Origin of the sequence: Streptococcus oriscaviae, assembly GCF_018137985.1 — a bacterium.
Classification (GTDB): domain Bacteria; phylum Bacillota; class Bacilli; order Lactobacillales; family Streptococcaceae; genus Streptococcus; species Streptococcus oriscaviae.
Window position 1 is genome coordinate 1,653,216 of record NZ_CP073084.1, and the last position, 24,569, is coordinate 1,677,784.

21 protein-coding genes are annotated in these 24,569 nt (G+C 45.1%); 15 read left to right on the plus strand and 6 right to left on the minus strand.

Annotated features, from left to right (window positions below; all coding sequences use genetic code 11):
- Nucleotides 1-69: 69 nt before the first annotated feature.
- The 5 genes from INT76_RS08395 (at nt 70) to rpsR (ending at nt 3,300) form a co-directional block, all read left to right on the plus strand.
- Nucleotides 70-435 carry an Asp23/Gls24 family envelope stress response protein gene (locus INT76_RS08395; protein ID WP_212569998.1) on the plus strand — a complete coding sequence of 122 codons (366 nt, stop codon included), beginning with the start codon at nt 70-72 and terminating at the stop codon, nt 433-435.
- Nucleotides 436-437: 2 nt separating this feature from the next.
- Nucleotides 438-2,102 carry a DAK2 domain-containing protein gene (locus INT76_RS08400; protein ID WP_212569999.1) on the plus strand — a complete coding sequence of 555 codons (1,665 nt, stop codon included), beginning with the start codon at nt 438-440 and terminating at the stop codon, nt 2,100-2,102.
- 129 nt (nt 2,103-2,231) lie between these two features.
- Nucleotides 2,232-2,522 (plus strand): 30S ribosomal protein S6, encoded by a 291-nt coding sequence (gene rpsF, locus INT76_RS08405; RefSeq protein WP_212570000.1) that lies wholly within the window; start codon nt 2,232-2,234, stop codon nt 2,520-2,522.
- Nucleotides 2,523-2,533: 11 nt separating this feature from the next.
- Nucleotides 2,534-3,028: a single-stranded DNA-binding protein gene (locus tag INT76_RS08410; protein ID WP_212570001.1), complete on the plus strand. Its 495-nt coding sequence runs from the start codon at nt 2,534-2,536 to the stop codon at nt 3,026-3,028.
- 32 nt (nt 3,029-3,060) lie between these two features.
- Complete coding sequence (rpsR, locus tag INT76_RS08415) at nt 3,061-3,300, plus strand: 30S ribosomal protein S18 (RefSeq protein ID WP_002939250.1); 240 nt, start codon at nt 3,061-3,063, stop codon at nt 3,298-3,300.
- Between the two features lie 150 nt (nt 3,301-3,450).
- On the opposite strand, the gene INT76_RS08420 is transcribed toward rpsR, so the two are convergent.
- The 3 genes from INT76_RS08420 to INT76_RS08430 all read right to left on the minus strand — a co-directional run bounded on the left by INT76_RS08420 (nt 3,451) and on the right by INT76_RS08430 (nt 5,831).
- A complete protein-coding gene (locus INT76_RS08420) occupies nt 3,451-4,152 on the minus strand; it encodes a hypothetical protein (protein WP_212570002.1) in 702 nt (233 codons plus the stop codon).
- A gap of 65 nt (nt 4,153-4,217) precedes the next feature.
- On the minus strand, nt 4,218-4,871 hold the full coding sequence (locus INT76_RS08425) for a DUF1129 domain-containing protein (RefSeq protein WP_212570003.1): 654 nt from the start codon (nt 4,869-4,871) through the stop codon (nt 4,218-4,220).
- A gap of 15 nt (nt 4,872-4,886) precedes the next feature.
- The gene (locus INT76_RS08430; RefSeq protein WP_212570004.1) at nt 4,887-5,831 is read right to left on the minus strand and encodes a magnesium transporter CorA family protein; all 945 of its coding nucleotides are present in this window, start codon (nt 5,829-5,831) and stop codon (nt 4,887-4,889) included.
- A gap of 124 nt (nt 5,832-5,955) precedes the next feature.
- Between INT76_RS08430 and uvrA the strand changes: the two genes are divergently transcribed.
- The 7 genes from uvrA (at nt 5,956) to INT76_RS08465 (ending at nt 14,615) form a co-directional block, all read left to right on the plus strand.
- The gene (gene uvrA / locus INT76_RS08435) at nt 5,956-8,781 is read left to right on the plus strand and encodes an excinuclease ABC subunit UvrA (RefSeq protein ID WP_212570005.1); all 2,826 of its coding nucleotides are present in this window, start codon (nt 5,956-5,958) and stop codon (nt 8,779-8,781) included.
- 125 nt (nt 8,782-8,906) lie between these two features.
- A complete protein-coding gene (locus INT76_RS08440; RefSeq protein ID WP_212570006.1) occupies nt 8,907-10,253 on the plus strand; it encodes a DUF1266 domain-containing protein in 1,347 nt (448 codons plus the stop codon).
- 122 nt (nt 10,254-10,375) lie between these two features.
- Nucleotides 10,376-11,437 (plus strand): M24 family metallopeptidase, encoded by a 1,062-nt coding sequence (locus INT76_RS08445; RefSeq protein WP_212570007.1) that lies wholly within the window; start codon nt 10,376-10,378, stop codon nt 11,435-11,437.
- A gap of 174 nt (nt 11,438-11,611) precedes the next feature.
- Complete coding sequence (efp, locus tag INT76_RS08450; RefSeq protein ID WP_212570008.1) at nt 11,612-12,169, plus strand: elongation factor P; 558 nt, start codon at nt 11,612-11,614, stop codon at nt 12,167-12,169.
- A 23-nt stretch (nt 12,170-12,192) separates the two neighbouring features.
- The gene (locus INT76_RS08455; protein WP_212570009.1) at nt 12,193-12,585 is read left to right on the plus strand and encodes an Asp23/Gls24 family envelope stress response protein; all 393 of its coding nucleotides are present in this window, start codon (nt 12,193-12,195) and stop codon (nt 12,583-12,585) included.
- Nucleotides 12,575-13,003: a transcription antitermination factor NusB gene (nusB, locus tag INT76_RS08460; protein ID WP_212570010.1), complete on the plus strand. Its 429-nt coding sequence runs from the start codon at nt 12,575-12,577 to the stop codon at nt 13,001-13,003. The genes INT76_RS08455 and nusB overlap by 11 nt, the downstream gene beginning before the upstream one ends.
- 151 nt (nt 13,004-13,154) lie before the next feature.
- The gene (locus tag INT76_RS08465; RefSeq protein ID WP_212570011.1) at nt 13,155-14,615 is read left to right on the plus strand and encodes a glycoside hydrolase family 32 protein; all 1,461 of its coding nucleotides are present in this window, start codon (nt 13,155-13,157) and stop codon (nt 14,613-14,615) included.
- 25 nt (nt 14,616-14,640) lie between these two features.
- Here INT76_RS08465 and INT76_RS08470 read toward each other — a convergent pair whose 3' ends face one another.
- Both INT76_RS08470 and INT76_RS08475 read right to left on the minus strand, forming a co-directional pair.
- Entirely contained in the window at nt 14,641-15,606 is a 966-nt protein-coding gene (locus tag INT76_RS08470) for a LacI family DNA-binding transcriptional regulator (protein WP_212570012.1), read from the minus strand.
- Between the two features lie 3 nt (nt 15,607-15,609).
- Nucleotides 15,610-17,049 carry a sucrose-6-phosphate hydrolase gene (locus INT76_RS08475; protein ID WP_212570013.1) on the minus strand — a complete coding sequence of 480 codons (1,440 nt, stop codon included), beginning with the start codon at nt 17,047-17,049 and terminating at the stop codon, nt 15,610-15,612.
- A 215-nt stretch (nt 17,050-17,264) separates the two neighbouring features.
- On the opposite strand from INT76_RS08475, the gene INT76_RS08480 reads away from it, so the two are divergent.
- The 3 genes from INT76_RS08480 to manA all read left to right on the plus strand — a co-directional run bounded on the left by INT76_RS08480 (nt 17,265) and on the right by manA (nt 21,198).
- Nucleotides 17,265-19,142: a PTS sucrose transporter subunit IIABC gene (locus INT76_RS08480; RefSeq protein WP_212570014.1), complete on the plus strand. Its 1,878-nt coding sequence runs from the start codon at nt 17,265-17,267 to the stop codon at nt 19,140-19,142.
- Between the two features lie 141 nt (nt 19,143-19,283).
- The gene (gene scrK, locus INT76_RS08485; protein WP_212570015.1) at nt 19,284-20,162 is read left to right on the plus strand and encodes a fructokinase ScrK; all 879 of its coding nucleotides are present in this window, start codon (nt 19,284-19,286) and stop codon (nt 20,160-20,162) included.
- Nucleotides 20,163-20,256: 94 nt separating this feature from the next.
- Nucleotides 20,257-21,198: a mannose-6-phosphate isomerase, class I gene (gene manA / locus INT76_RS08490; RefSeq protein WP_212570016.1), complete on the plus strand. Its 942-nt coding sequence runs from the start codon at nt 20,257-20,259 to the stop codon at nt 21,196-21,198.
- Nucleotides 21,199-21,250: 52 nt separating this feature from the next.
- On the opposite strand, the gene INT76_RS08495 is transcribed toward manA, so the two are convergent.
- Entirely contained in the window at nt 21,251-24,490 is a 3,240-nt protein-coding gene (locus INT76_RS08495; RefSeq protein ID WP_212570017.1) for a ZmpA/ZmpB/ZmpC family metallo-endopeptidase, read from the minus strand.
- Between the last annotated feature and the right edge of the window lie 79 nt (nt 24,491-24,569).

A 24,569-nucleotide genomic window follows, 5' to 3' on the forward strand; every position in this document is an offset into this window, starting at 1 on the left:
GCCAAGTTTTTTACATGATTCGGAAATTGTGATAAAATAGAGTGATAAAATTATTTGAGGTAACAAGATATGACTGTTAAGATCAATACCAAAGACGGCCAAATCGAATTGACAGACGATGTGATTGCTACTGTTGTTGGCGGAGCCACCACTGAAATTTTTGGAGTCGTCGGCATGGCCAGCAAGTCAGCTATCAAGGACAATTTCCAGGCCCTGCTAGGGAAAGAAAACTACGCCAAAGGAGTTGTTATCAAGACAACTGAGGAAGGGCGTATCGCCGTTGATGTCTACACAGTGATGAGCTACGGCGTTAAGATTAGTGAGGTTTCTCGCAATATCCAAGAGCGTGTGAAGTTTAACTTGGAAAACCAATTGGGTATCGCTGCCGATGCCGTGAATGTTTATATTCAAAATATCAAAGTTGTAGGAGAATAATTGTGTCTAATATTACTACTAGTTTATTTCAAGAAATGGTGCAGGCAGCATCTACCCGTCTGAATAAACAAGCCGAATATGTCAACTCATTGAATGTTTTTCCTGTGCCAGATGGGGATACAGGAACCAATATGGGCATGACCATGACCAACGGAGCCAAGGAAGTTGCTGACAAGCCTGCCAGCACTGTCGGTGAAGTAGCACAAATCTTGTCTAAGGGCTTGTTGATGGGGGCGCGTGGAAACTCAGGCGTTATCACCTCACAATTATTCCGTGGTTTTGGACAGTCTGTTAAAGGAAAAGAAGAGCTGACCGGTAAGGACTTGGCTCAAGCCTTCCAGCATGGTGTTGAAGTGGCCTATAAGGCCGTAATGAAACCAGTTGAAGGGACTATCCTGACGGTTTCTCGTGGAGCGGCGACAGCTGCACTGAAAAAAGCCGAAGAAACAGACGACGCGGTTGAGGTGATGCGTGCCACCTTGAAGGGTGCTAACCGTGCCCTTCAAAAGACACCGGATCTACTTCCTGTTTTGAAGGAAGTCGGTGTTGTAGACTCAGGCGGACAAGGCTTGGTTTACATCTATGAAGGTTTCCTATCAGCGCTGACAGGTGAGTATATCGCTTCAGAAGACTTTGAGGTGACACCGGCTGTCATGTCAGAAATGATCAATGCAGAGCACCACAAATCAGTGGCAGGTCATGTAGCGACAGAAGACATCACCTACGGTTATTGTACGGAAATTATGGTGGCTCTCCGCCAAGGCCCAACCTATGTCAAAGATTTTGATTATGAAGAATTCCGCAACTACCTCAATGATTTGGGCGACTCACTCCTTGTTGTCAACGACGATGAGATTGTAAAAGTCCATGTCCATACAGAAGACCCAGGATTGGTTATGCAGGCAGGTCTTCAATACGGTAGTCTTGTCAAAGTTAAAGTGGATAATATGCGCGAGCAACACGAAGCGCAAGTTGAAAAAGAAGAAGCTTTCCAAAAACCAGCTGAGCAAAAAGACTATGCCATTATCGCAGTTGCAGCAGGGGAAGGATTGACCAACATCTTCAAATCACAAGGTGTTGATTATGTGATTTCAGGCGGTCAGACCATGAACCCTTCAACAGAAGACTTTGTGAAGGCTATTGACTTGGTAAATGCCCGCAATGTTATCCTCCTGCCAAACAACAAGAATATCCTGATGGCAGCTCAATCTGCTGCTGAAGTAGCTGAAGTAGCAGTCAAGGTTGTGGAAACCAAGACCTTGCCACAGGGCTTCACTAGCCTTTTGGTCTTTGATCCAAGTCGCGATATTGAGGCCAACCATGCAGCTATGACAGCTTCGTTAGCAGATGTCAAGAGTGGTAGTGTGACGACCGCTGTTCGTGACACCACCATTGATGGATTGGAGATACACGAAAATGACAATTTGGGTATGGTAGACGGCAAGATTGTGGTTTCCAACCCAAATATGGTCGAAACACTGGTGGCAACCTTTGAAAAAATGCTAGATGAGGACAGTGAAATTGTGACCATCTATGTAGGGGAAGATGGCGATGAAGAATTGGCGCAAAACCTTGCCCAAGACTTGGAGGAGAAGTTCGAGGATATCGAAGTTGAAATCCACCAAGGTGACCAGCCTGTTTACCCATATCTCTTTAGTGTTGAATAAAAGAACGGCTTTTGCCGTTCTTTTCTACTTGCTATCTGCAGGAAATGTGGTATAATAGATTATTGTGAGTAGCCCTCACTTACTCGTGGCTAGACCATGAGTCATTAGACCAAAAGGAGGAACATATCAATGGCTAAATACGAAATTCTTTATATTATTCGTCCAAACATTGAAGAAGAAGCGAAAAACGCTTTGGTGGCACGCTTTGACTCTATCTTGACTGACAACGGTGCAACCATCGTTGAATCAAAAGCATGGGAAAAACGTCGTCTGGCTTACGAAATTAAAGATTTCCGCGAAGGACTTTACTACATCGTTAACGTTGAAGCAACAAACGATGAAGCTCTTAGAGAGTTTGACCGTCTTTCAAAAATCAACGCTGACATTCTTCGTCACATGATCGTAAAGCTTGACGCGTAAGAAGGTAGACTATGATAAATAATGTGGTACTAGTGGGTCGTATGACTCGTGATGCAGAACTTCGTTACACTCCGTCAAACCAAGCTGTTGCGACATTTACACTTGCGGTTAACCGCAATTTTAAAAATCAAAGCGGCGAGCGTGAAGCGGACTTTATCAACGTGGTAATTTGGCGCCAACAGGCTGAAAACTTGGCAAACTGGGCTAAAAAGGGAGCCTTGATTGGAATTACAGGTCGCATCCAGACCCGTAACTATGAAAACCAACAGGGACAGCGTGTGTATGTAACAGAAGTCGTTGCAGAAAATTTCCAACTCTTGGAAAGCCGTACTGCAAGAGAAGGGCAAGCTGGAGGATACGGAGCTGGCAATTCATTTGCTGGCGGGAACGACTATGGTTCATCCTACCAAGCACCTGCACAGTCTACACCAAACTTTGCTCGAGAAGAAAGTCCGTTTGGAGCAACCAATCCAATGGACATTTCAGATGATGACCTACCATTCTAGGTTGAACGAATAAAACTATAAGGAGAAAACACATGGCTCAACAACGTCGTGGCGGTTTCAAACGCCGTAAAAAAGTTGATTACATCGCAGCTAACAAAATTGAATATGTTGATTACAAAGATACTGAGCTTCTTAGCCGTTTCATCTCAGAACGTGGAAAAATCCTTCCACGCCGTGTGACTGGAACATCAGCTAAAAACCAACGTAAGGTAACGACTGCGATCAAACGTGCTCGCGTAATGGCTCTTTTGCCATTCGTAAACGAAGACTAATAATAGCAAGCGGCTCTTCCGCTTCTATCCTAGCAACCCCTGCGGTTGCTTTTTTTATACCCTGCCTCAGTAGGAACGTTCTGTATTTTTCCCCGACTCCGATGTGGGAGCAACAAAAACACCACTGAAAGCTTCCAGTGGTGAGATGGTTTAGTCAATGTATTGGATAGAAAGCGAACCCATGAAATTGTTTCCGGTCAAGTAGATTTGGCCGCGCCCTTCTTCTGTGGGCGGAAGGGTCACCTCGCCGAAGTTAGACTTGAGCGTATTGACCACCTTATAGCCTCTCGGAAGGCGGATGTAGCAGGAAGATAGGGAGTTGTTTAGGGTGACGTAGGTCACTTCGTTTTCAAACGTAGCACCAGAAAGGTCAATCCTGCAGTTGGCGCAGAAGCTCTTGATAGAAACAGACTGAAGGGCAGGGGCGGTAGAATACTCGTATTTATCGCTAAAGTTAGCTTCCACAGTCAGGTAGTTTGAGTCATTTGAAATGACGGTTGAATCGGTCATCGTATCAAAGTCGACCAATTTCTTATAGCGACGCTTGCGGTTAATGCTATGAATGGCAATCCCCAGAACCAAGAGACCGAGAAAGAGCGGAGCGCCGTTGAAATCAAAGTACCAATGAGGGGTGATTTCTCTAACGTAAAAGGCAGAGAAGGCCAAACCGATGAAAAAGAGGATGGCGTTCCTATGCTCGGCTCCTAGCCAGAGAAAGGCTAGTGCAAACAAGAGTGACAAGCGGAAATAGTTAAAGATGATGTCCAAGCCAGGGAAAAAGGCTAGGAGAATGAGATAGATAGCAAAGATAATAAGAAAGATTTGCCAAGAGTAAGATTTTTTCAGATTCATGTCGATACCTCCAATCCTTGACTATATTATAACAAAAACAGACGCAATCGTCTGTTTTTAACTGATTATTGGATAGGTTGCATAGCGTTGCGGATGTTGTATTTCTTTTTCAAGAGATGGCGAAGACCAAATGCCGCAGCACCCAGCACAATAGCTGCGAAAGGAGGCAGGACTGGGTTGATGATTGCAGGAATAAGAGCTGCTAGGAAGAAAACGACAAACCAAGCAAGAGTAGCAAGACCCAAAAAGAGGATAGCCTTGATAAATTTTGGACGTTGACCAGTTTTTACTTGATCGCGGTAGACAAAATGGTACATCATATACATCCCTGCACCGACCCCAAAGCCGATAATCAAGAGAGTGAGAAGACCATATTGGGTACCTTGGCCAAAGAGGTTCATGACACCGTTGACCAGACTGATGATGGCAAGCATCAAAAGACTAGAATCCAGCCACATCAACCAAGGATTTTCATTCAGTTCAGCTGGTTTTTCTTCAGCATCTGTCGCAACCTTGCTGGCTACCCACTCGCTTGGGGAACCATACAGGGTGCGAGCAGTGATGCCGGCTTTTTGGTTTTCAATAATGGTCGGTAAAATTTCTTCCAGCAATTCCTTGACTTCTTGGTCGGACTTGCCTGCTTCAATTAGCTGGTTGGTTGCGATGTGGATAAATTCTTGGTTTTTCTTAGTTAATTCTTTCAATGGTGTGAATGACATAATAATCTCCTTGTGTTAGAACCATCTCTTGCGGATGAAGTAGAAGGTGAGGGATAGGCTGATTGCAAAGGCAAATAGGATAATCCACCAGAAGGCATAAGGAATGTCATTAAAGGGAATAATGTTATCCTTAAAGTTCATACCGTAGGCGGAGAAGACCATGGTTGGAATAGAAAGAACAATGGTCACCAGTGCCAAGGTTTTCATGATGGTATTTTGGTTATTGGAAATAATAGAAGCAAAGGCATGCGTCATGGAGTTCAAGATGCTGCCATAAATATCCGCCATTTCAATCGCCTGCTGGGTTTCGACCAAAGTATCTTCCAAAAGGTCTTCATCTTCTTCGTACTTGCGCAACAGACTGGAAGAAGATGCCAGCTTCTTGACCACTCGCTCATTGGTTTTGAGGGAGGCCTTGAAATAGACAATCGTCTTTTCCAATTCCATGAGGACAATCAATTCTTCGTTTCGGGTCGCTTCATGGAGTTGTTTTTCAATCTCCTCGCTCTTACGGTCCAAGGTTCGCAGGGCCGATAGATAGAGCTGGGCATTGCGGTAGAGGATTTGGAAGACAAAGCGTGACTTCATAAAAGTAAAGAAGTTGCGCAGGCGGCGGTGGATAAACTGCTCAAAGAGCGGGAGTTTTTCCAAACAAGTCGTAATAATGGCATCCTCTGTCAGAATAATACCCAGCGGGATGGTGATATAGTAGGTCTTGTTATTCCGTTCCTCCAAAATTGGAACGTCCACGAGGATGAGCTTATAGTCATCTTCAACGGAAATACGAGATGTTTCTTCCGCATCAAGTGGGGCTCTCAGGTCTGCAATGTCAATATTGTAGTGTTCAGCCACTTCCATCGACTCGCTCTGGGAAGGGTTGACCAAGTTAATCCAAGCGCCCGGTTCAAAGGTTTGGATTTCTTCTAATTCAGTCATGGTAGAAAGAAATATTTGTTTCATACGGAACCCTCCTCAGTTAATTTTACGTTTAGACGCACCCTTTATTATATCAAAAAAAGCTCTTTAAAGGAAAGTTTTTTTATGATTTTGTGGTATAATTGAGGTATTTTAAAAGGAAAAAGCTATGCAAGATAAAATCGTGATACATGGGGCGCGTGCCCACAATTTAAAGAATATAGATGTAACCATTCCCAGAGAAAAATTGGTAGTGGTAACAGGTTTATCGGGGTCGGGCAAATCCAGTCTGGCCTTTGATACTCTTTATGCCGAAGGACAACGGCGTTATGTAGAGAGCCTTTCGGCTTATGCTCGCCAGTTTTTGGGCAATATGGACAAGCCGGATGTGGATTCCATTGAAGGGTTGAGTCCGGCCATTTCCATCGACCAAAAGACCACTTCTAAAAACCCCCGCTCGACAGTAGGAACAACGACAGAAATCAATGACTATCTCCGCCTGCTCTATGCACGAGTCGGTAAACCATATTGTATAAACGGACACGGGGCTATTTCAGCCTCGTCTGTTGAACAGATTGTCAATGAGGTCTTGGAGTTACCAGAACGGCAGCGCCTGCAGATTTTGGCTCCGATTGTTCGTAAGAAAAAAGGCCAGCACAAGACAGTTTTTGAAAAAGTACAAAAGGATGGCTATGTCCGAGTTCGTGTCAATGGAGATGTTTACGACGTATCAGAAGTGCCGGAACTGTCCAAGAGCAAGGCGCATAATATTGAAGTGGTGGTGGACAGGATTGTCATCAAAGAAGGGATTCGGTCTCGTCTTTTTGACTCGATTGAAGCAGCCCTGCGGATTGCTGACGGCTATGTGGTCATCGATACCATGGACGGTCAGGAGATGCTTTTTTCTGAGTATTATGCCTGTCCAGTCTGTGGGTTTACTGTTCCAGAGTTGGAGCCGCGACTCTTTTCTTTCAACGCCCCCTTTGGCTCTTGTGGAGAGTGTGATGGACTAGGGATGAGGTTAGAAGTGGATGAGGATTTGGTCGTTCCAGACGCGAGCAAGTCTCTTCGTGAGGGAGCCTTGGCACCTTGGAATCCCATATCTTCCAACTACTACCCTCAGATGTTGGAGCAGGCCATGAACCACTTCGGAGTGGACATGGACAAGCCTTTTGACGAGCTGACAGACCAAGAAAAACACTTGATTTTTTATGGGTCAGATGGACAGGAATTCCATTTCCACTATGAAAACGAATTTGGAGGCGTACGGGATATTGACATTCCTTTTGAAGGAGTCATTGCCAATATCAGTCGCCGCTACCGTGAAACCAATAGTGACTACACTCGTCAGGTTATGAAGGGCTACATGAATGAGCTGACCTGTGCGACCTGCCAAGGCTACCGTCTCAACGATCAGGCCCTATCTGTTCGCGTAGGCGGTGAAAAAGGAATGAATATTGGTGAACTATCAGACCTATCAATTGCAGATCATCTGGAAGTCCTATCTCAGTTGGAACTCTCTGCCAACGAGGCGACGATAGCAACTCCGATTCTGAAGGAAATCAAGGACCGTCTGACCTTCCTCAACAATGTAGGCCTCAACTACCTCACTTTATCACGATCAGCAGGCACCCTCTCTGGCGGAGAAAGCCAGCGGATTCGTTTGGCAACCCAGATTGGCTCCAACCTATCCGGTGTTCTTTATATCCTAGATGAGCCCTCTATCGGCTTGCACCAAAGAGATAACGATCGCCTGATTGCCAGTCTCAAGAAAATGCGAGATTTGGGCAATACCTTGATTGTGGTAGAACATGATGAGGACACCATGCGCGAAGCTGACTGGCTAATTGATATTGGACCAGGAGCAGGTGTTTTTGGTGGGGAGATTGTCGCTTCTGGCACTCCTGCACAAGTGGCAAAGAATAAAAAATCGATCACCGGGCAATATCTTTCCGGGAAACGCGCCATTCCAGTTCCTTTAGAGCGCCGAGTTGGCAACGGGCGTTTCATTGAGATTAGCGGTGCCAAAGAAAACAACCTGCAAGATGTGACCGTTCGCTTCCCGCTGGGTAAGTTTATCGCTGTCACGGGAGTTTCTGGTTCGGGTAAATCTACCTTGGTCAATGCCATCTTGAAAAAAGCGGTGGCCCAAAAACTCAACCGTCACTCAGATAAGCCAGGCAAGTTCAAGTCGATTTCAGGTATTGAACATTTGGACCGCTTGATTGATATTGACCAGAGTCCGATTGGGCGCACCCCTCGTTCCAATCCAGCAACTTATACAGGTGTCTTTGATGACATCCGTGACCTCTTTGCCCAGACAAATGAAGCGAAAATCCGTGGCTACAAGAAGGGGCGGTTCTCCTTTAACGTAAAAGGTGGACGCTGTGAAGCTTGCTCAGGCGATGGTATCATCAAGATTGAAATGCACTTTTTACCAGATGTCTTTGTTCCTTGTGAGGTCTGCCATGGCCGGCGCTACAATTCGGAAACCTTGGAGGTTCACTACAAGGAGAAGAATATCGCTCAAGTTCTTGATATGACGGTCAACGATGCGGTCGAATTCTTTAAACATATTCCAAAAATTGAGCGCAAACTCCGCACCATCCAAGATGTGGGACTGGGCTATGTTACGCTGGGTCAGCCTGCTACGACCCTCTCTGGCGGCGAAGCGCAACGGATGAAATTGGCTTCGGAGCTCCACAAGCGCTCGACGGGCAAATCCCTCTACATCTTAGATGAGCCGACGACGGGACTTCACACCGAAGACATCGCTCAGCTCCTCAAGGTTTTGGGGCGTTTTGTAGATGACGGCAATACAGTTCTTGTCATCGAACACAATTTGGATGTCATCAAAACCGCCGACCACATCATCGATCTAGGACCAGAAGGCGGTGTCGGTGGCGGTACGGTTGTCGCGACAGGCACACCAGAGGATGTAGCTAGCAACCCAGCCAGCTTTACAGGCCAGTATTTGAAAACGAAGTTGAAATAAGCATTTTAAAAAGAGTCGTTTTTTTGGCTCTTTTTTTGGAGCTTACACCGATTTTTTCTACGCTTGATAAGCTAGTACAAATCAGATATAATATAAAAAATAAGTTTCTTAACAAGGAGATCTCCATGCAATCGGAATACGTTTTATTGTGCAGTCCATATAGATACAGTTCAGTTTTTGCCAATGCTGTCAGTGGACAGTTGATTGAAAAAGAACTAATGAGTGTCGTCATGCCAGGTGTCAATATGATGACTAGAGGCCTGTTGCGAACCATGTTAGAAACAAACTATGGCATTACAGATTATTCAAGTTTAAAAGAAGAAATTGATAAGCTTGAAGATGGTCGTTATCATGCTTTAGAAGATGTTTCGTCATTTATTGATGGAATAGCCAATCCTGATGTAAAAGACTTTTACCTTTCTTTAAATTCATTAACAGGTTCTCGAACCATTCAAGGGTTTGATGACTGCCGTATAATTGATGTTTTGACGAAATCGCATGCTGCTCGCTTGATTACTAAAGAAGAATTTGAGGAACTGTTTACCAAGCAAACAGAGCGTATCAAAAATAGTTATCAGACTTGGGAACACTATTTGGCCTCTTGTGTACTGGGAAAATTACTTCAGTTTGTTCCTAGCTCAGAAACGATTACAAGCGTTGAGGAATATGTGGTAGATGTTTATTCTTTTTGTATTGCACTGACGAATGTCTTTTCTTATGCTACTTTTTGGGCAAATCATGAGTTAGCCAACTTGACAGCCTTGTTAGAAAACCTCTTACCTGAAGAAATTGTTAAAGAGTTAAAACCAAGGCAAAATCGTGTGGATTATAAGGGTGAGATTCCAGGACTTACTGCGCCTTCAAATGATTTGCTTGCTTCCCTAGAAGGAACCTCTATAGACCCAACTTTTATCGATTATGAACGCTATCAGTACCTGAGCGAACTTGCAGATTATGTTTTTTGGACTCCCCTTATTGAGAATAATCTTGAATGGATGATTGCAGAAAAAAACTTGCAAGAACAAGATACAATTCTTTTACCAAAGGAGTATGCAAGTCTTTATTCGGCTAGAGTATTTTGGTATCATTATCCAAGCTACAAGGAGTTGCATGAAGAACATATTTTTGCCATGTTTGAAGGAACTCTAAGTTTAAATCTTATCTTTACAGAGGAAGCTGTCTACACCTTTAAGAAGAAATTATTCGGCAAACCAGCACTTGTCAGAATCCCTTGGGAACAAGTTGAGTTAAGCTCGTCACTTAATTTATGGATGGAAGAGAGTAAAATTCATTTTGGCAAAAAGACAATCTCTAATGTCAGTCCAGTTTTAAGCGAAATCGGCCTAAATAGTAAGGCTATTGACGACCTAGATTCTCAAGAAAGGAAAGCTCTTGAAAATGAATGGCAACAAAAAATGAATCAATTTTTAGAGGGTATTCCTCAACGGATTCGTGAATTTAAAGGGAAATGAGAAGAAACTCTTAATGCTGTTTTGAAAAGTCGCTTAGGCGACTTTTTTCTGGATTTACTGGAAAGAATTGGTATTTGTCCGCATTTCTGCTATAATAGTTACAAAATCTTTGGAGGGCTACGATGCAAAAAAGACTTGAAAAATTTGAAGCGAAATTGGTCCAGTCAGATGTGGATGGCATCTTGGTGACTGGGCAGAATAATATTTATTATCTAACAGGTTTCTGGGGAACAGAGGCGACCGTCTTCATCAGTGGCAAGCGCCGCTTGTTTGTGACAGATGCACGCTACACCTTGATTGCCAAGGCGACCGTACAAGGCTTTGATATTATTGAAAGCCGTTTTGCACTTGAAGAAATTGCTAAGGTTATCAAGGAAGATGGTCTTGAAAAAATTGGTTTTGACAGTGAGGTGACCTATGGGTTCTATCAAGGGCTGACTAGCATTTTCGCAGGCTATCAGTTGGTTGCCATGTCAAACTTTATCGAAGACTTGCGCATGATTAAGGATGAGAAGGAAATTGCGACCATCCGCCGTGCCTGTCAGATTTCTGACCAAGCCTTTCTGGATGTTTTGGACTTTATCAAACCGGGTCAGACGACGGAGATGGATGTCAATCATTTCCTGGATCATCGCATGCGCCAGCTTGGGGCGGAAGGGGCTTCTTTTGAGTTCATCGTGGCATCTGGTTACCGCTCTGCTATGCCCCATGGAAGAGCATCGGACAAGGTTATTCAGACAGGCGAGAGCTTGACGCTGGACTTTGGTTGCTACTATCAGCACTATGTGAGTGATATGACACGCACCATCCATATCGGTCATGTAACAGACCAAGAACGCGAGATCTATGATGTGGTCTTGCGTGCCAACAAGGCCTTGATTGAGCAGGCCAAAGAAGGTCTTACCTATCGTGAATTTGACAGCATTCCGCGTGAGATTATCAACGTGGCGGGCTACGGTGCCAACTTTACACACGGGATTGGCCATGGTATCGGTTTAGACATTCATGAGTATCCTTATTTTGGTAACTCTGACGAAACCATCAAGGCAGGAATGGTCTTGACGGATGAGCCTGGTATCTATTTGGACGGTTTGTACGGCGTCCGTATTGAAGATGATCTATTGATTACAGAAACGGGTTGTGAAGTATTAACCTTGGCGCCAAAAGAGTTGATTGTCTTGTAATCTATGATGGTGATAAGCCCCCACTGGGGGTTTTTAGTCTGTTGCTGGAAACGGGTATAAAAGCCTATTGAGCGTTTGAATGACTTTGACAGTTCAGTATTGCAAGATTTGAGAAATCCAGCATTTTGTGGTAAAATAAAACGAATCAAAAAAATTTAAGAGGTACTCAATACAATGATTGAAGCAAGTAAACTTAGAGCTGGTATGACCTTTGAAGCAGATGGCAAACTAATCAAGGTTTTGGATGCCAGCCACCACAAGCCAGGTAAGGGAAATACCATCATGCGGATGAAATTGCGTGACGTTCGTACAGGTTCTACTTTTGATACAACCTACCGTCCAGATGAAAAATTTGAGCAAGCCATTATCGAAACAGTTCCTGCTCAATACCTTTACCAAATGGATGACACTGCTTATTTCATGAACACTGAAACCTATGACCAATATGAAATTCCAGTGGCAAACATCAAGGAAGAATTGCTCTATATCTTGGAAAATTCAGATGTGAAAATCCAGTTTTATGGAACAGAGGTAATCGGTGTAACCGTGCCAACAACTGTTGAATTGGTGGTTGCAGAAACACAACCATCTATCAAAGGAGCAACCGTAACAGGTTCTGGTAAGCCTGCAACAATGGAAACAGGTCTTGTGGTCAATGTACCAGACTTTATCGAGGCCGGCCAAAAATTAGTTATCAATACAGCAGAAGGAACCTACGTTTCACGAGCTTAATCAGCACTTAGAAAGGAGAGCTCATGACAAAAGAGAATCTAGGCGAAATTGTTATTGCCCCTCGAGTTCTTGAGGTGATTACAGGCATTGCAGCAGCTAAGGTGGATGGCGTTCACTCGCTCCACAACAAGCGCGTGGCAGACAGCCTATCAAAGACAGCTTTGAACCGCGGTGTCTATCTTCAGGCAGATGAAGAAGGTAACGTGACAGCAGACATCTACGTTTATCTACAATACGGTGTCAATGTGCCAGCGGTGTCCATGGACATTCAGCGTGCAGTCAAAACAGCAGTTGCCAACTACGCAGATGTAGCAGTTGTTGCTGTAAATATCCATGTGGATGGCATTGTTCCAGACAAAACACCAAAACCAGACTTGAAAGACTTGTTTGGCGAGGATTTCCTCGATGAAGAATAAGCAACAAGAATCCAGACACTCCCTTCGGCAATGCGCCCTGCAAGCCATTGTTTCGTTGGAATTTGGTCAAGACCCCCTTCAGGCAGCCCAGTTTTCTTATCTGTACGATAAGGAAGAAGAGCAGGGTGAGGTGGAAATTCCACTCTTCCTCCTGAATCTGGTGACGGGCGTTGCAGACCACCAGTCAGATTTGGATAAGGCTCTCGCAGGCAAACTTAAGACTGGTTGGACCTTGGAGCGTCTGACGTTGATTGACAAGAACATCATGCGGTTGGGGCTCTTTGAAATTCTGTATTTTGAAGAAACACCTGCTCGCGTGGCTGTCAATGAAGCCATCGAGCTGGCCAAAGAGTTTTCTGACGAAGCTTCCGCTAAATTTATCAATGGTGTGTTAAGCCAGTTTATTCAAGAAAATTAAAAGCGTGCCTTTTGAAGGCAGGCTTTTCTTATTGCTAAAAAATCCGAACGTTTGGAAATTGGTGAAGCAAATACTTTTTTACTTCAAAAAGAATTGAAAAAATGAAGCGCTTGCATTATAATGAAGTAAATAAATTGAAAGAGGACTGAAAATGAAAGAATGGACTCAAGAAGAACGCTATCGCGTTTTGCAGGACAAGAGTGAGATTGCAGAATTGTATGAAAAGATACAGACTTCCGATTACCGTCAGACCTACCACCTCCAGCCGATAACAGGTCTTTCCAGTGACCCCAATGGTTTTGTCTATCACAAGGGTGTCTGGCACCTCTACTATCAATGGTGTCCATGGGGAGCGGTTCACGGGCTTAAATATTGGTATCATACGACTTCGGCTGACTTGGTTCATTGGCGTAACGAAGGAGTGGGAATCCATCCGGATACTATCTACGACAATAAAGGGGTTCACTCTGGTTCAGGTTTTTCAGCAGATGACAAACTGTATTTATTCTACACAGGAAACCACCGAGATGAAAACTGGGTGCGAACTCCCTACACTTGCGTAGCGGAGTTGACAGACCAAGGCCAACTAATCAAACATCCTGAGCCGCTCTTTGGGCCACATCCTGCCTATACGGAGCATCAGCGAGATCCAAAAGTCGTCTATGACAAGGATACGGAACGCTACTATATTCTTCTAGGAGCCCAGTCGCAAGAACTGAAAGGCCGTGTTCTTATCTATTCCTCTGCTTCTTTGCTTGAGGGGTGGACATTTGCTGGTGAGTTAAAGGTACCAGGCTTTGAGGACTTGGGTGGCATGTGGGAATGTCCCTCTATTGAGCGCATCAATGGAAAAGATGTCCTCGTCTTCTCACCTCAGTACACCACGCTTCCTCATCGCGGGCCAAGTACCAATCACAATATCTATCTCATTGGACAGATGGACTTCTCCAAATTAACCTTTACTGCAGAGGGAGATTACCGCCATCTGGATTATGGATTTGATTTTTATGCTGCCCAGTTTGCGGCCAATGTCCAAGAAGAGGATAAGGCTATCTTGACTGCTTGGATTGGTCTGCCTGACAATCACTATCCGACAGAGAGTGAAGATTGGGAAGGTAGTTTGATTGTTCCGCGGGAATTGCGGATTGAGGATAACCGGCTCAAACAGGCTCCTATTTCCGGCTTGAGCCAGCTACGGGGAGAAGAACTGGCGCTTGATGGGAGATTGCCGCGAGTATGTGAACTAGAGTTGACAACAACTGGTAAGGATAACCTAGACCTAGCCTTCTTCTGTCAAGAAGGGGATAAGGGTGGACTGCGCTTGGTTTATGATGCGCAGGAAAAAGTCTGTCACTTTGACCGCAGCCAGATGGAGCAGCGTTTCAATGTTGCTATTGGAGAACAATTGTCAGTTCCTTTGGAGCAGGAGCTGACAAGCCTACGAGTCTTTATCGACCGCAGTTCAATTGAGTTCTTCTTTAATGATGGGGAAGCGACTTTCACCAGCCACCTCTATCCGACGGCAACCGAAACTGGTTTGAAATTGGATCAGGGAGTTCAGATTCGGGCTTGGGAGCTAAAATCTTCTGTCACAGATGATTTTATCGTATAAAAAAGATTGGCCGCGCCAATCTTTTTTAAATGCTTTTTCCGGGAAGTAGGCTAATGGGCAAGGAGTAGGTGGTTGCCGGGATTTCTTGGCCTTCGATTTTATTGAGCAAGAGCTCGACGGTCAGTTTTGCGATGTCTTGAATAGGCTGCTTGATAGTGGTTAATTGTGGAACATAGTTTTCGATGAAGGTTGTTCCGTCATAACCAATGACCTTCAACTCCTGTGGAACAGCGATTCCTAATTCTTTGGCAATCTTAATGACCAAGATGGCAGTCAAATCGTCAGATGCAAAGAGGCCATCTGGCTTGATTTCCTTGAGAATCCGTTTGATTTCCATTTCCTTTCGGATAGGAGAGTAGTCACTGGAGAGATTGATGTAGTGGGCATCGGGCAGGATGGAGCTAAAGCCGGTTCGTCGGAGTCCAGTTGGAGAGGAACTATCGTCGTTACCGGTAATCATGACGATGGTTTGGCAGTGGCTTTGCTGCAGAGTTTGGGCTGCTAGGACACCGCCGGCATAGTTATCCGAGGATACTACGGGAATCTCAGGGGATAGATTGCGGTCGAAAGCAACGATAGGAGCTCCGACACGGTTGTAATCCGTGATACCGAGGTTGTGGCTACCTGAGATAATCCCATCGACCTGATTGGCTGCCAACATTTCTAAGTATTCCCGTTCCTTGACGGGGTCTTGTTGGCTGTTGCAGATAATGGTTTTGTAGCCCTTGTTAAACAATTCTTGTTCCAGGTATTCAATCAGCTCAGCATAGAAAATGTGGCTGATATTGGGGAAGATAAGTCCAACCAGTTTGGCGGATTTCCCCTGCAGACTCCGTGCCAGATTGTTGGGCTTATAGCCCAGCTCTTTCATGGCAGCAGTAACTTTCTGGATTGTTTTTTCCGAGAGATAACCCTTGCGATTGATAACTCGTGAAACGGTGGTGGGGCTAACCCCCGCTAATTTCGCAACATCTGTAAGTTTAGTGACCATATCTTAATACTTCAATTCATAGTATTTACCAGTGACCTCACCTGCTTGTAGAAGAATACCTGTCTGGTCTTCGCGAGGAAAGACGCGGCCGGTAAATACTTTCTCTCCCTTGTTGATAAAGATTTCAAAAATAGACTTGTCAATGAAGATGGAAGCAGTTGTTTCAGCTTTGTCAATGCTGCAAGAACGGCTGGTTCCAAACTCAAGAGCATATTGTTCACCTGTATTTGAACGATCGATAGTGACTGCACCTTCCTTGGTATCTACCGTAATGTTGAAGCCCTTACCGTCCTTGTCTGCTAAGAGAACCAACTCGGTCTTGGTATCCGCCGCAAAGGTCAATTCAAGCTCATAGGTATTGTTGGTATTTGAAAGATTGGTAAAGTCCTGCTCTGACTGGCGCAGGCTGCTAATGGCTTCGACAGGGTACTGATAGAGTTTTCCGTCTTTGATGGTCAGCTCCTTGACCAAGCTCATGGCTCCTTGATAATCATAGCGGTCAGTTGGATAGGTAACATCTGGCAGACCAATCCAACTGATGGCAAGTGCTCGTCCATCAGGAGCATTGAAGGCTTGGGTAGCATAGGCCTCAAAGCCGTAGTCTAAGTTTTGAATCGGAGAAGGATTGACGATGGTTGCGGTCTTTGTGTCAAACGTTTGACCTATTTTATACATATTTGGATAGATGTTTCCGTAATCAATGACACGTTTATCAAGACCTTGTGGACAATAAAGTAAGACAGGTTGTTCATCTACAAAGACCAAATTCGGGCATTCTATCATGTAGGAAGTGGCGTCGTTTTCAAAATCCAAGTCCCCTACAAAATTCCAAGATTTGTAATTATCTTTGTCTGCTTTGTAAAGTTTGACAAAACCTTTCTTGTCAAGACTTTGTGCCCCTATGATGGCGTAGTATTCCCCGTTATAGAAGAAAATCTGCGGATCACGGAAATGTTCAGTCACATCCTCTGGTTTTTCAATGAGGGTGTGAGGAACTTTTTCAAGATTTCCCTGGCTATCCAGCAGTCCGCCATTTTGATAGGTCAGGCGATCCCAGTTTTCGTCGCGGACATTGCCTGTATAGAAGATAAAGAGCTTGTCGCCAAACTGCATGGCAGAGCCAGAATACATACCGTGGCTATCCAGTTCGGTATCCGGATAGAGAATGGTACCTGTTTCCTTAAAGTGTACGAGGTCAGTGGACTCAGTTTGTACCCAAGATTTCAGACCGTGTGCGGCTCCGAATGGGAAATACTGATAAAACAACTGCCATTTTCCTTTGAAGAATGAAAAACCGTTGGGGTCGTTGAGCAAACCATGAGGAGGCTCCACATGAAACTCAGAGCGCCATGGAGATGAAGCAGCATTTTCTTTGATTTTGCTGATTTCGTCCTCCGTCCACTCTGAATATGGTTTATATCTCTGTTCAATACTTAGTGACATGGTATCCTCCACATATTTTTCTTATGATTATTTACTCCAAAAGTATCTATACACTAATAGTAGATGTTTTTTGCAAAAAAAGCAACTTTTATCTCGGAAAAAAATAAAATTTCTGCAAAACGTTTGACATATTTTTTAAAAGTGATATAATAAGACCATAGAAAGCGTGAAAACACTTTCAAAAACATAAAAAATCAATAAGGAGATTTTTGCAAATGAACAATACAGAAATTGCAAAAAAAGTCATTGACGCTCTTGGCGGACACGAAAATGTTCGCAGTGTAGCTCACTGTGCGACTCGTCTTCGTGTCATGGTTGTCGATGAAGGAAAAATTGACAAGGACACTGTTGAGAACATTGAAAAAGTTCAAGGTGCTTTCTTTAATTCAGGTCAATACCAAATCATCTTTGGTACTGGTACTGTAAACAAGATTTATGAAGAAGTCGTAGCTCTTGGCTTGCCGACAGCTACTAAGGCAGAAATGAAGGCAGAAGCTGCACAACAAGGTAACTGGTTCCAACGCTCAATTCGTACCTTCGGTGACGTCTTTGTTCCAATCATCCCAGCCATCGTTGCGACAGGTCTCTTCATGGGTCTTCGCGGATTGTTGGCAGCCTTCAACATGCCATTGGAAGGTGATATCTTAACCTACTCCCAAATTCTTACTGACACAGCCTTTATCGTCTTGCCTGCCTTGGTGGTATGGTCCACCTTCCGCGTATTTGGTGGGAACCAAACCATCGGTATCGTTCTCGGTATGATGTTGATTGCTGGTCAATTGCCAAATGCCTGGGTCGTTGCATCAGGTGGCGATGTGAAACCTTTGATTTTCTTCGGATTCATCCCAGTTGTTGGTTTGCAAGGTTCCGTCTTGCCAGCCTTCATCATTGGTATCTTGGGTGCTAACTTTGAAAAAGCAGTCCGCAAGGTGGTTCCAGAAGTTTTGGACCTCTTGGTAACGCCATTTGTGACACTCTTTGTCATGTCTATTCTTGGACTCTTTGTCATCGGTCCAGTCTTCCACGTAGTAGAAAGCTACATCCTTGTGGCGACCCAAACGGTCTTGAACTTGCCATTTGGTTTGGGTGGTCTCCTCATCGGTGGGGTACACCAAATCATCGTGGTATCCGGAGTGCACCATATCTTCAACTTCCTTGAAGCACAATTGGTGGCAACAGGTGCCAACCCATTCAACGCCATCATCACAGCAGCGATGACAGCACAAGGTGCTGCAACCGTAGCGGTTGGTGTGAAGACTAAAAATCCTAAGTTGAAAGCACTTGCTTTCCCAGCAGCTCTCTCTGCCTTCCTCGGTATCACTGAGCCTGCTATCTTCGGTGTCAACTTGCGCTTCCGTAAACCATTTGTTCTTTCCTTGATCGCAGGTGCAATCGGTGGTGCCTTCGCATCTATCCTTGGTCTTGCTGGTACAGGTATGGGTGTAACAATCATCCCTGGTATGACCCTCTACTTAGGGAATGGCCAACTTCTTACTTACCTCCTCATGGTAGCAGTTTCCTTTGCACTTGGTTTTGCCCTCACTTACATGTTCGGTTATGAAGACGAAGTGACTGAAGGAGCAGCTCCTGCAAAAAAGCCTGAGGCTTCAGTAGCATCAGCTCCACTTGTTGAAGTTGCTGAAGAAACGCTTGTATCCCCACTTTCAGGTGAAGTTGTTGAATTGGCAAATGTGAATGATCCAGTCTTCTCATCTGGTGCTATGGGTAAAGGTCTTGCAGTTAAACCATCTGAAGGTGTTGTTTACGCTCCTGCAGATGCAGAAGTAACCATTGCTTTTGAAACAGGGCACGCTTATGGTTTGAAAACAGCAAGCGGTGCAGAACTCCTCATCCACATCGGTATTGATACTGTATCAATGAACGGTGAAGGTTTTGAGAAATTGGTAGCAGCAGGCGATAAGGTTAAGGCTGGTGCTCCTCTTGCCAAGTTTGACTCTAGCAAGATTGCTGCAGCTGGTTTGGATGACACAACTATGGTTATCGTAACCAACACAGCAGACTTTGCAGTGGTTGAAGGAGTTGCTCAAGGCACAGTTGCTCATGGAGCAGACTTCCTCAAAGTTGCTAAATAATTGATTGTTCGTTTTCTGACAAAATATGACTTCTGTCAAAACTAAAAATCAAAGAAAATAAGAAGAAAAAGGCGAAAGCCTTTTTCCTTTCGCTAAAATATATGGTATAATAAAGTAAATTTTATTAAAGGGAGAAGATTGATGACAAAATTGTATGGTAGCTTAGAAGCAGGTGGCACCAAGTTTGTCTGTGCAGTAGGAGATGAGCATTTTCAAGTGGTTGAAAAGACCCAGTTTCCAACAACGACACCTTATGAAACCATTGAGCGCACGGTTGAATTTTTCAAGCGCTATGAGGACCGCTTGGCTGGTATCGCTATTGGATCTTTTGGTCCGATTGATATTGACCAAAATTCTCAAACCTATGGCTTTATCACCTCTACACCAAAACCAAACTGGGCCAATGTGGATTTGTTGGGCTTGATTGCTAAGCACTTTAACATTCCATTTTACTTTACGACGGATGTTAACTCATCTGCTTTTGGTGAGGCTTTGGTTCGTAAGGGTGTGAAGAGCCTGGTCTACTATACAATTGGGACAGGTATCGGGGCAGGAGCTATCCAAAATGGTGAGTTTGTCGGCGGTGTCGGCCATACAGAGGCTGGACATACCTATGTAGCCCTCCATCCCTATGATGTCAAACACGAATTTAATGGCGTTTGTCCTTTCCACAATGGTTGCTTGGAAGGTTTGGCAGCTGGCCCGTCATTGGAAGGTCGTACGGGTATCCGCGGTGAGCTGATTGATCTCCATTCAGATGTCTGGGATGTCCAAGCCTACTACATTGCTCAGGCGGCTGTACAGGCGACCCTTCTTTACCGTCCACAAGTGATTGTCTTTGGTGGTGGAGTGATGGCGCAAGAGCACATGCTCAACCGAGTCCGTGAGAAATTTACAGGTCTGATGAATGACTACCTGCCAGTACCAGATGTGAAGGAATACATTGTCACGCCAGCCGTAGCTGAAAACGGCTCTGCCACACTGGGCAACTTTGCTCTGGCTAAGCAGATTTCGGAATAAACGATAGACCCAGCTTGACTGGGTTTTTTTCTTCTGGCAAACAATCGAAAAATTTGATATGATTGCTTTAAAGAAGTAAGATTGGAGCATTGTTATGGCAGAACCATTATTTTTACAGTCCGTCATGCAGGAAAAAATCTGGGGCGGACAGCGCCTGAAGACAGAGTTTGGCTATGAGATTCCTAGTCCGACGACAGGGGAGTACTGGGCTATTTCCGCTCACCCCAATGGGGTTTCAGTCGTGGCTAACGGCCTCCACAAGGGAAAAGCCTTGGACCAACTGTATGCGGAGCGCAGGGATCTTTTCGGCAATAGCCAGAGTCCTGTTTTTCCCCTTTTGACCAAAATTTTGGATGCGGATGACTGGCTCAGTGTGCAGGTTCACCCAGATGATGCCTATGGATTGGAGCATGAGGGAGAGTTAGGCAAAACCGAGTGCTGGTATGTGATTGCTGCAGAAGAAGGGGCAGAAATCATCTATGGTCATGCGGCTAAGAGCCGCGAGGAGTTGGCACAGATGATTGAGAAGGGTGAATGGGACCCCCTTTTGACCCATGTTCCGGTCAAGGCGGGTGATTTCTTCTTCGTCCCTAGTGGTACCATGCATGCTATCGGTAAGGGCATTCTGATTTTGGAAACCCAGCAGTCTAGCGACACCACTTATCGAGTCTATGATTTTGACCGCAAGGATGACGCAGGCAACTTACGGGAGCTTCACATCCAGCAGTCAATCGATGTCATGACTATCGGCGAGCCTGCTAACAGCCATCCTGATACCGTGGTGGTGGGGAATTTGACCGTGACGACCTATGTCAGCAATCCCTTTTTCACCGTCTACAAGTGGCAGGTGGACGGGCCAGTAGAGATGAAACGGAGTGCCCCATATAGCTTGCTCAGTGTTCTGGATGGGGAAGGACAGATTGAGGTCGATGACCAAGTTTACCCCATCAAAAAAGGCAGCCATTTTATTCTGCCGACTGATGTTGAAGCCTGGACCTTTGATGGTTGTTTAGAAATGATTGTCAGTCACCCATAATGTTCAATTGGAAAAGGACCGAGGTTTGTTCTCGGTCCTTTTTGTCAGGGAGTTACTCAAAAATAGTAGTTCGGTAGTCATCCGTCAACTTCAGGTAAGCATCGTGAAGTGCACCTTTGAGTTCAGATACCTTGTTTTCTTCGGTAGTGAAGTTTCCTGCGCTAACATCTGCTTCAACGGCCTTATCCATGAGTTCCTGTAATTGCTCGTAGGATGAAATGGTAATGGTCAGTCCATCGTATTGGATGGTGACTGGTTTGAGTTGGCCAAATTGTTGTACCCGTTCTTGGTACATGGCTTTTTTGAAGATCTTATAGTCTCCAGCGTATTCTGGCAGAATATGGCTGAAGATGAGAGAGTCTGGAACTACATCGCTTCCTTCTTGTTTGTACTGGTTGGACATGTAAGGAACCAAACCATTGACATAGCCTTTTTCTGCTAAGAGTTCAAAGGCAGTTCGACGGAAGGAGAGGTCTCCCGGCACTCGTTCAGTTGTGGCTGTTGCCCAGATTGGAGCGAAAAGGCTGAGTTTATGATAGCCGTTGTTCATGACTTCGGTCGGATTCTCGGTATCGCGCTCAATGCGGTTGGCAGATTCGCGACGTACAGTGACATCGTAGTCGATGAGGTCATCGATGGTTTTCAACTCCATGCTTGCCCATTCTTCATCTGTGAAGTCTCGCTTGATATTGACACCATAAGGGCCATACTCTTCGTAACCTGGATAGGTTTTTTCAGTAGTTTCCAGCTTGTGGAACCATTGCCGTTGGACGTCTTTGGTCTGCTTGAGAACGGAGGTGCCTTCTGCATACTCCAGTGTATAAATCAAGTCAAAGAGTCCGCGGACATATTGCTGGAGGTCATCCGCATTCTGGAAGCGGTCTGGAGTCAAGTTATGGTAGCGTGTGCCGGTATGGGCAGAGTGGTCAAAGAGAGAGTTGAAGCCGACAATGCTGTAATCAACGCGGTCAGGTGCTTGGAGCATGCCTTCCGGATAGGCTTCTAGCTGCATGCCTGCTCTGTGATTGTAGCCAAGCATATACTTGTCATAGTCAAAGGCGTGTACCATTTCATGGGTCAGGGTAACTGCCCCGTCAGTGCCCAGTAATGGGGTAATGACAAAGCTAACTTCCTGCCTCCAGGCGTAGGCGCCGGCCCAGGTTAATTCAGGTAAGAAGTAGGTGCCAGATGGGCCAAAGACTTCTTGGATTGCCTGAGTGGTTTCGGCTGTGGCAGCATCTTGTAGTTTGTCTTGCGCTTCTTGCGTCAGCTTACCAGTTTCAGAATACCAGATTCCCTTCCAAGCGTAGGCGGAAGTATCGTAAGCATACTTACCATAGCCCCCCCAAACAGGTTGGAAGTAGAGCATGGTATGGCGGTGATTTTCAGGAAGAACCCGATACCACATATCATAGTGAGCGCGATAGAGTTCAGCGTCTGCCTGAATTTGCGCCTTGATCTTGTCCAGTTCTGTTTGATAGGCTTGTGGGTCACTGGTCTTGAGGCTCATATCAATGTAGCGGTCGTACATGCTGACAATCAGGTTGGACATGTTTGATACGATATAGACGTTTTCTTCACTTGTCGTCAAGAGTGGCAGGAGCATATTGAGGTAGCTTTCACGGACTCTTGTAGTGATGACCTCCTCTGGTATTTGCGGGTTGCTGAGGCGGTCGTAGACGTTCAGCTGTTGATTTTCTTCTTCGCTCAGGGCTAACGATTTGGTTTCCAACACATAGGCATCTGTGGTTTGTTTGAACCAGTCGTTGTTGCTCATATCAGGAAGGAAGAGTTTGCGGTAGCTTTCTAGGAAGTCAGTCAAACTAGCCTTACCTGTCACGGTCGCAAGTGATTCGCCGTAGGCAGCGTAGTTGCGCTGTGGGCTATAACTAGTATAGCCATTTTGTCCGACCACTAAGAGGTTGGCCAAGGCTTGCGCTTTTCCGCCAAAGAAATCGGTGTGGAAAAGAGTCAGTTCTTTACTGCTGATGTCGCCGTACTGAATATCGTACCAGCGGTCAAGGTAGGCAAGACTGAGAAGGATTTTTTCCTTGTTGTTTAGGATTGTTTGAACGGTGTCTTTGACGGATGTTGGGTCGTCTGGGTTGACGGAATCGTCGTTGACCAGAGTTTTCTTGAGATAGTCGGTCAGGTTTTCCTTGATCTTATTGAAGGATGGCTCTAAGAAGAGTCGATCCATCTGGTGTTCTTGGTTGTCTGTCAGGCCGAGAGCTTGATAAACATTGTCTGAACGGAATTCAACAGCAGACAGAGCTGGGAGTACTTGATCGAGAATCGCATTGTAATTTTTCAGGTTTTGACGCGGTGTGTAGCCTACCTGTAAATCAAGAAGGTTGTAGTGGGCCAAATCTCCCTTGTTTTCCTGATGTTGAATGGGTAGGAATTGGACGCTGCCATTTTCAAAATGGAGGAGTAGCTGGTTGGCACTGCCCTCTTTTCCTGCTAAGTCAGAAAGAACAGTTTTATCTGCCATCGGAACCAGACTGACAATTTTTGTAGTGGCAAGTGGATGATCCAGCGGAATCTGTTTGAGAGCCTTAAGCCAGTCTTCCTTGCTGGCAAATGGGAGCAATTTTTGGAGATTGTAGTAGGCAATTTCCTGCTCGCTGCTGATGGATGTAGAGGAGCTGGTATTGGTAGAAGTAGAACTACTTGTACTAGTGTCCGTAGAAGAGGATGAGTTTAGGATGTCAGCGATGTCTTTTTCGTTGACGTAGCCTAAGTAGGTATACCCCTTGATTTGACTAGCTTCAGGCAGTTTATCTCCGACAGTGAGTTGATGGCTTTGGTTGTGGGCGGCTAAAACCTGTCCTTGCAAGGCTGCAATGCTATGGAGAGATAGGATGGAGCCGGTAGCTGTAATCACAAGGATAGAGGAAATCACTCCTTTTTTCTTTTTGCCCGCAAGGCTGACGCCCAAGATAAGAAAGGCAATGCCACTAATAGCTAGGAGGGCTCCGCTCCCCTCACCTGTTGCAGGGAGGATGCCGAAGATTTTTTTCTGATCTGCCCGGTAAACCAGATAGAGGGTTTGGTTTTCAGTGGCAGTTGCAGCGGTTAAGGACTGTTTTTCTAGTTTAGGAAGAATCAGGTCCTTTTGCGCCTTGGTCAATTCTGATTCAGCTAGGTAGCGGTATTGAACCGTCACGGAATTTGGAGTTGGAGCCAAGGCTTGCACCGGTAATTGGGAGGAGACCAAGAGTCCCATTCCAACCGCCAAGGATGCACCGCCAAGGGTCAACTGTTTCATGAGCTGTTTCTTTTTAAGCATAAGCATCACCCTTCTTTTTCTTTTTTTGGATAAAAATGGTCGCTACTATTATAACATTGAAAGGGGTTGCAAAATGCCA

What these genes read in the sequence shown, in the direction of transcription:
- INT76_RS08395 (WP_212569998.1), top strand. Translation starts at nt 70, where the DNA reads ATGACTGTTAAGATCAATACCAAAGACGGCCAAATCGAATTGACAGAC.
- rpsF (WP_212570000.1), top strand. Translation starts at nt 2,232, where the DNA reads ATGGCTAAATACGAAATTCTTTATATTATTCGTCCAAACATTGAAGAA.
- INT76_RS08410 (WP_212570001.1), top strand. Translation starts at nt 2,534, where the DNA reads ATGATAAATAATGTGGTACTAGTGGGTCGTATGACTCGTGATGCAGAA.
- rpsR (WP_002939250.1), top strand. Translation starts at nt 3,061, where the DNA reads ATGGCTCAACAACGTCGTGGCGGTTTCAAACGCCGTAAAAAAGTTGAT.
- INT76_RS08420 (WP_212570002.1), bottom strand. Translation starts at nt 4,152, where the DNA reads ATGAATCTGAAAAAATCTTACTCTTGGCAAATCTTTCTTATTATCTTT.
- INT76_RS08425 (WP_212570003.1), bottom strand. Translation starts at nt 4,871, where the DNA reads ATGTCATTCACACCATTGAAAGAATTAACTAAGAAAAACCAAGAATTT.
- INT76_RS08430 (WP_212570004.1), bottom strand. Translation starts at nt 5,831, where the DNA reads ATGAAACAAATATTTCTTTCTACCATGACTGAATTAGAAGAAATCCAA.
- uvrA (WP_212570005.1), top strand. Translation starts at nt 5,956, where the DNA reads ATGCAAGATAAAATCGTGATACATGGGGCGCGTGCCCACAATTTAAAG.
- INT76_RS08440 (WP_212570006.1), top strand. Translation starts at nt 8,907, where the DNA reads ATGCAATCGGAATACGTTTTATTGTGCAGTCCATATAGATACAGTTCA.
- INT76_RS08445 (WP_212570007.1), top strand. Translation starts at nt 10,376, where the DNA reads ATGCAAAAAAGACTTGAAAAATTTGAAGCGAAATTGGTCCAGTCAGAT.
- efp (WP_212570008.1), top strand. Translation starts at nt 11,612, where the DNA reads ATGATTGAAGCAAGTAAACTTAGAGCTGGTATGACCTTTGAAGCAGAT.
- INT76_RS08455 (WP_212570009.1), top strand. Translation starts at nt 12,193, where the DNA reads ATGACAAAAGAGAATCTAGGCGAAATTGTTATTGCCCCTCGAGTTCTT.
- nusB (WP_212570010.1), top strand. Translation starts at nt 12,575, where the DNA reads ATGAAGAATAAGCAACAAGAATCCAGACACTCCCTTCGGCAATGCGCC.
- INT76_RS08465 (WP_212570011.1), top strand. Translation starts at nt 13,155, where the DNA reads ATGAAAGAATGGACTCAAGAAGAACGCTATCGCGTTTTGCAGGACAAG.
- INT76_RS08470 (WP_212570012.1), bottom strand. Translation starts at nt 15,606, where the DNA reads ATGGTCACTAAACTTACAGATGTTGCGAAATTAGCGGGGGTTAGCCCC.
- INT76_RS08475 (WP_212570013.1), bottom strand. Translation starts at nt 17,049, where the DNA reads ATGTCACTAAGTATTGAACAGAGATATAAACCATATTCAGAGTGGACG.
- INT76_RS08480 (WP_212570014.1), top strand. Translation starts at nt 17,265, where the DNA reads ATGAACAATACAGAAATTGCAAAAAAAGTCATTGACGCTCTTGGCGGA.
- scrK (WP_212570015.1), top strand. Translation starts at nt 19,284, where the DNA reads ATGACAAAATTGTATGGTAGCTTAGAAGCAGGTGGCACCAAGTTTGTC.
- manA (WP_212570016.1), top strand. Translation starts at nt 20,257, where the DNA reads ATGGCAGAACCATTATTTTTACAGTCCGTCATGCAGGAAAAAATCTGG.
- INT76_RS08495 (WP_212570017.1), bottom strand. Translation starts at nt 24,490, where the DNA reads ATGCTTAAAAAGAAACAGCTCATGAAACAGTTGACCCTTGGCGGTGCA.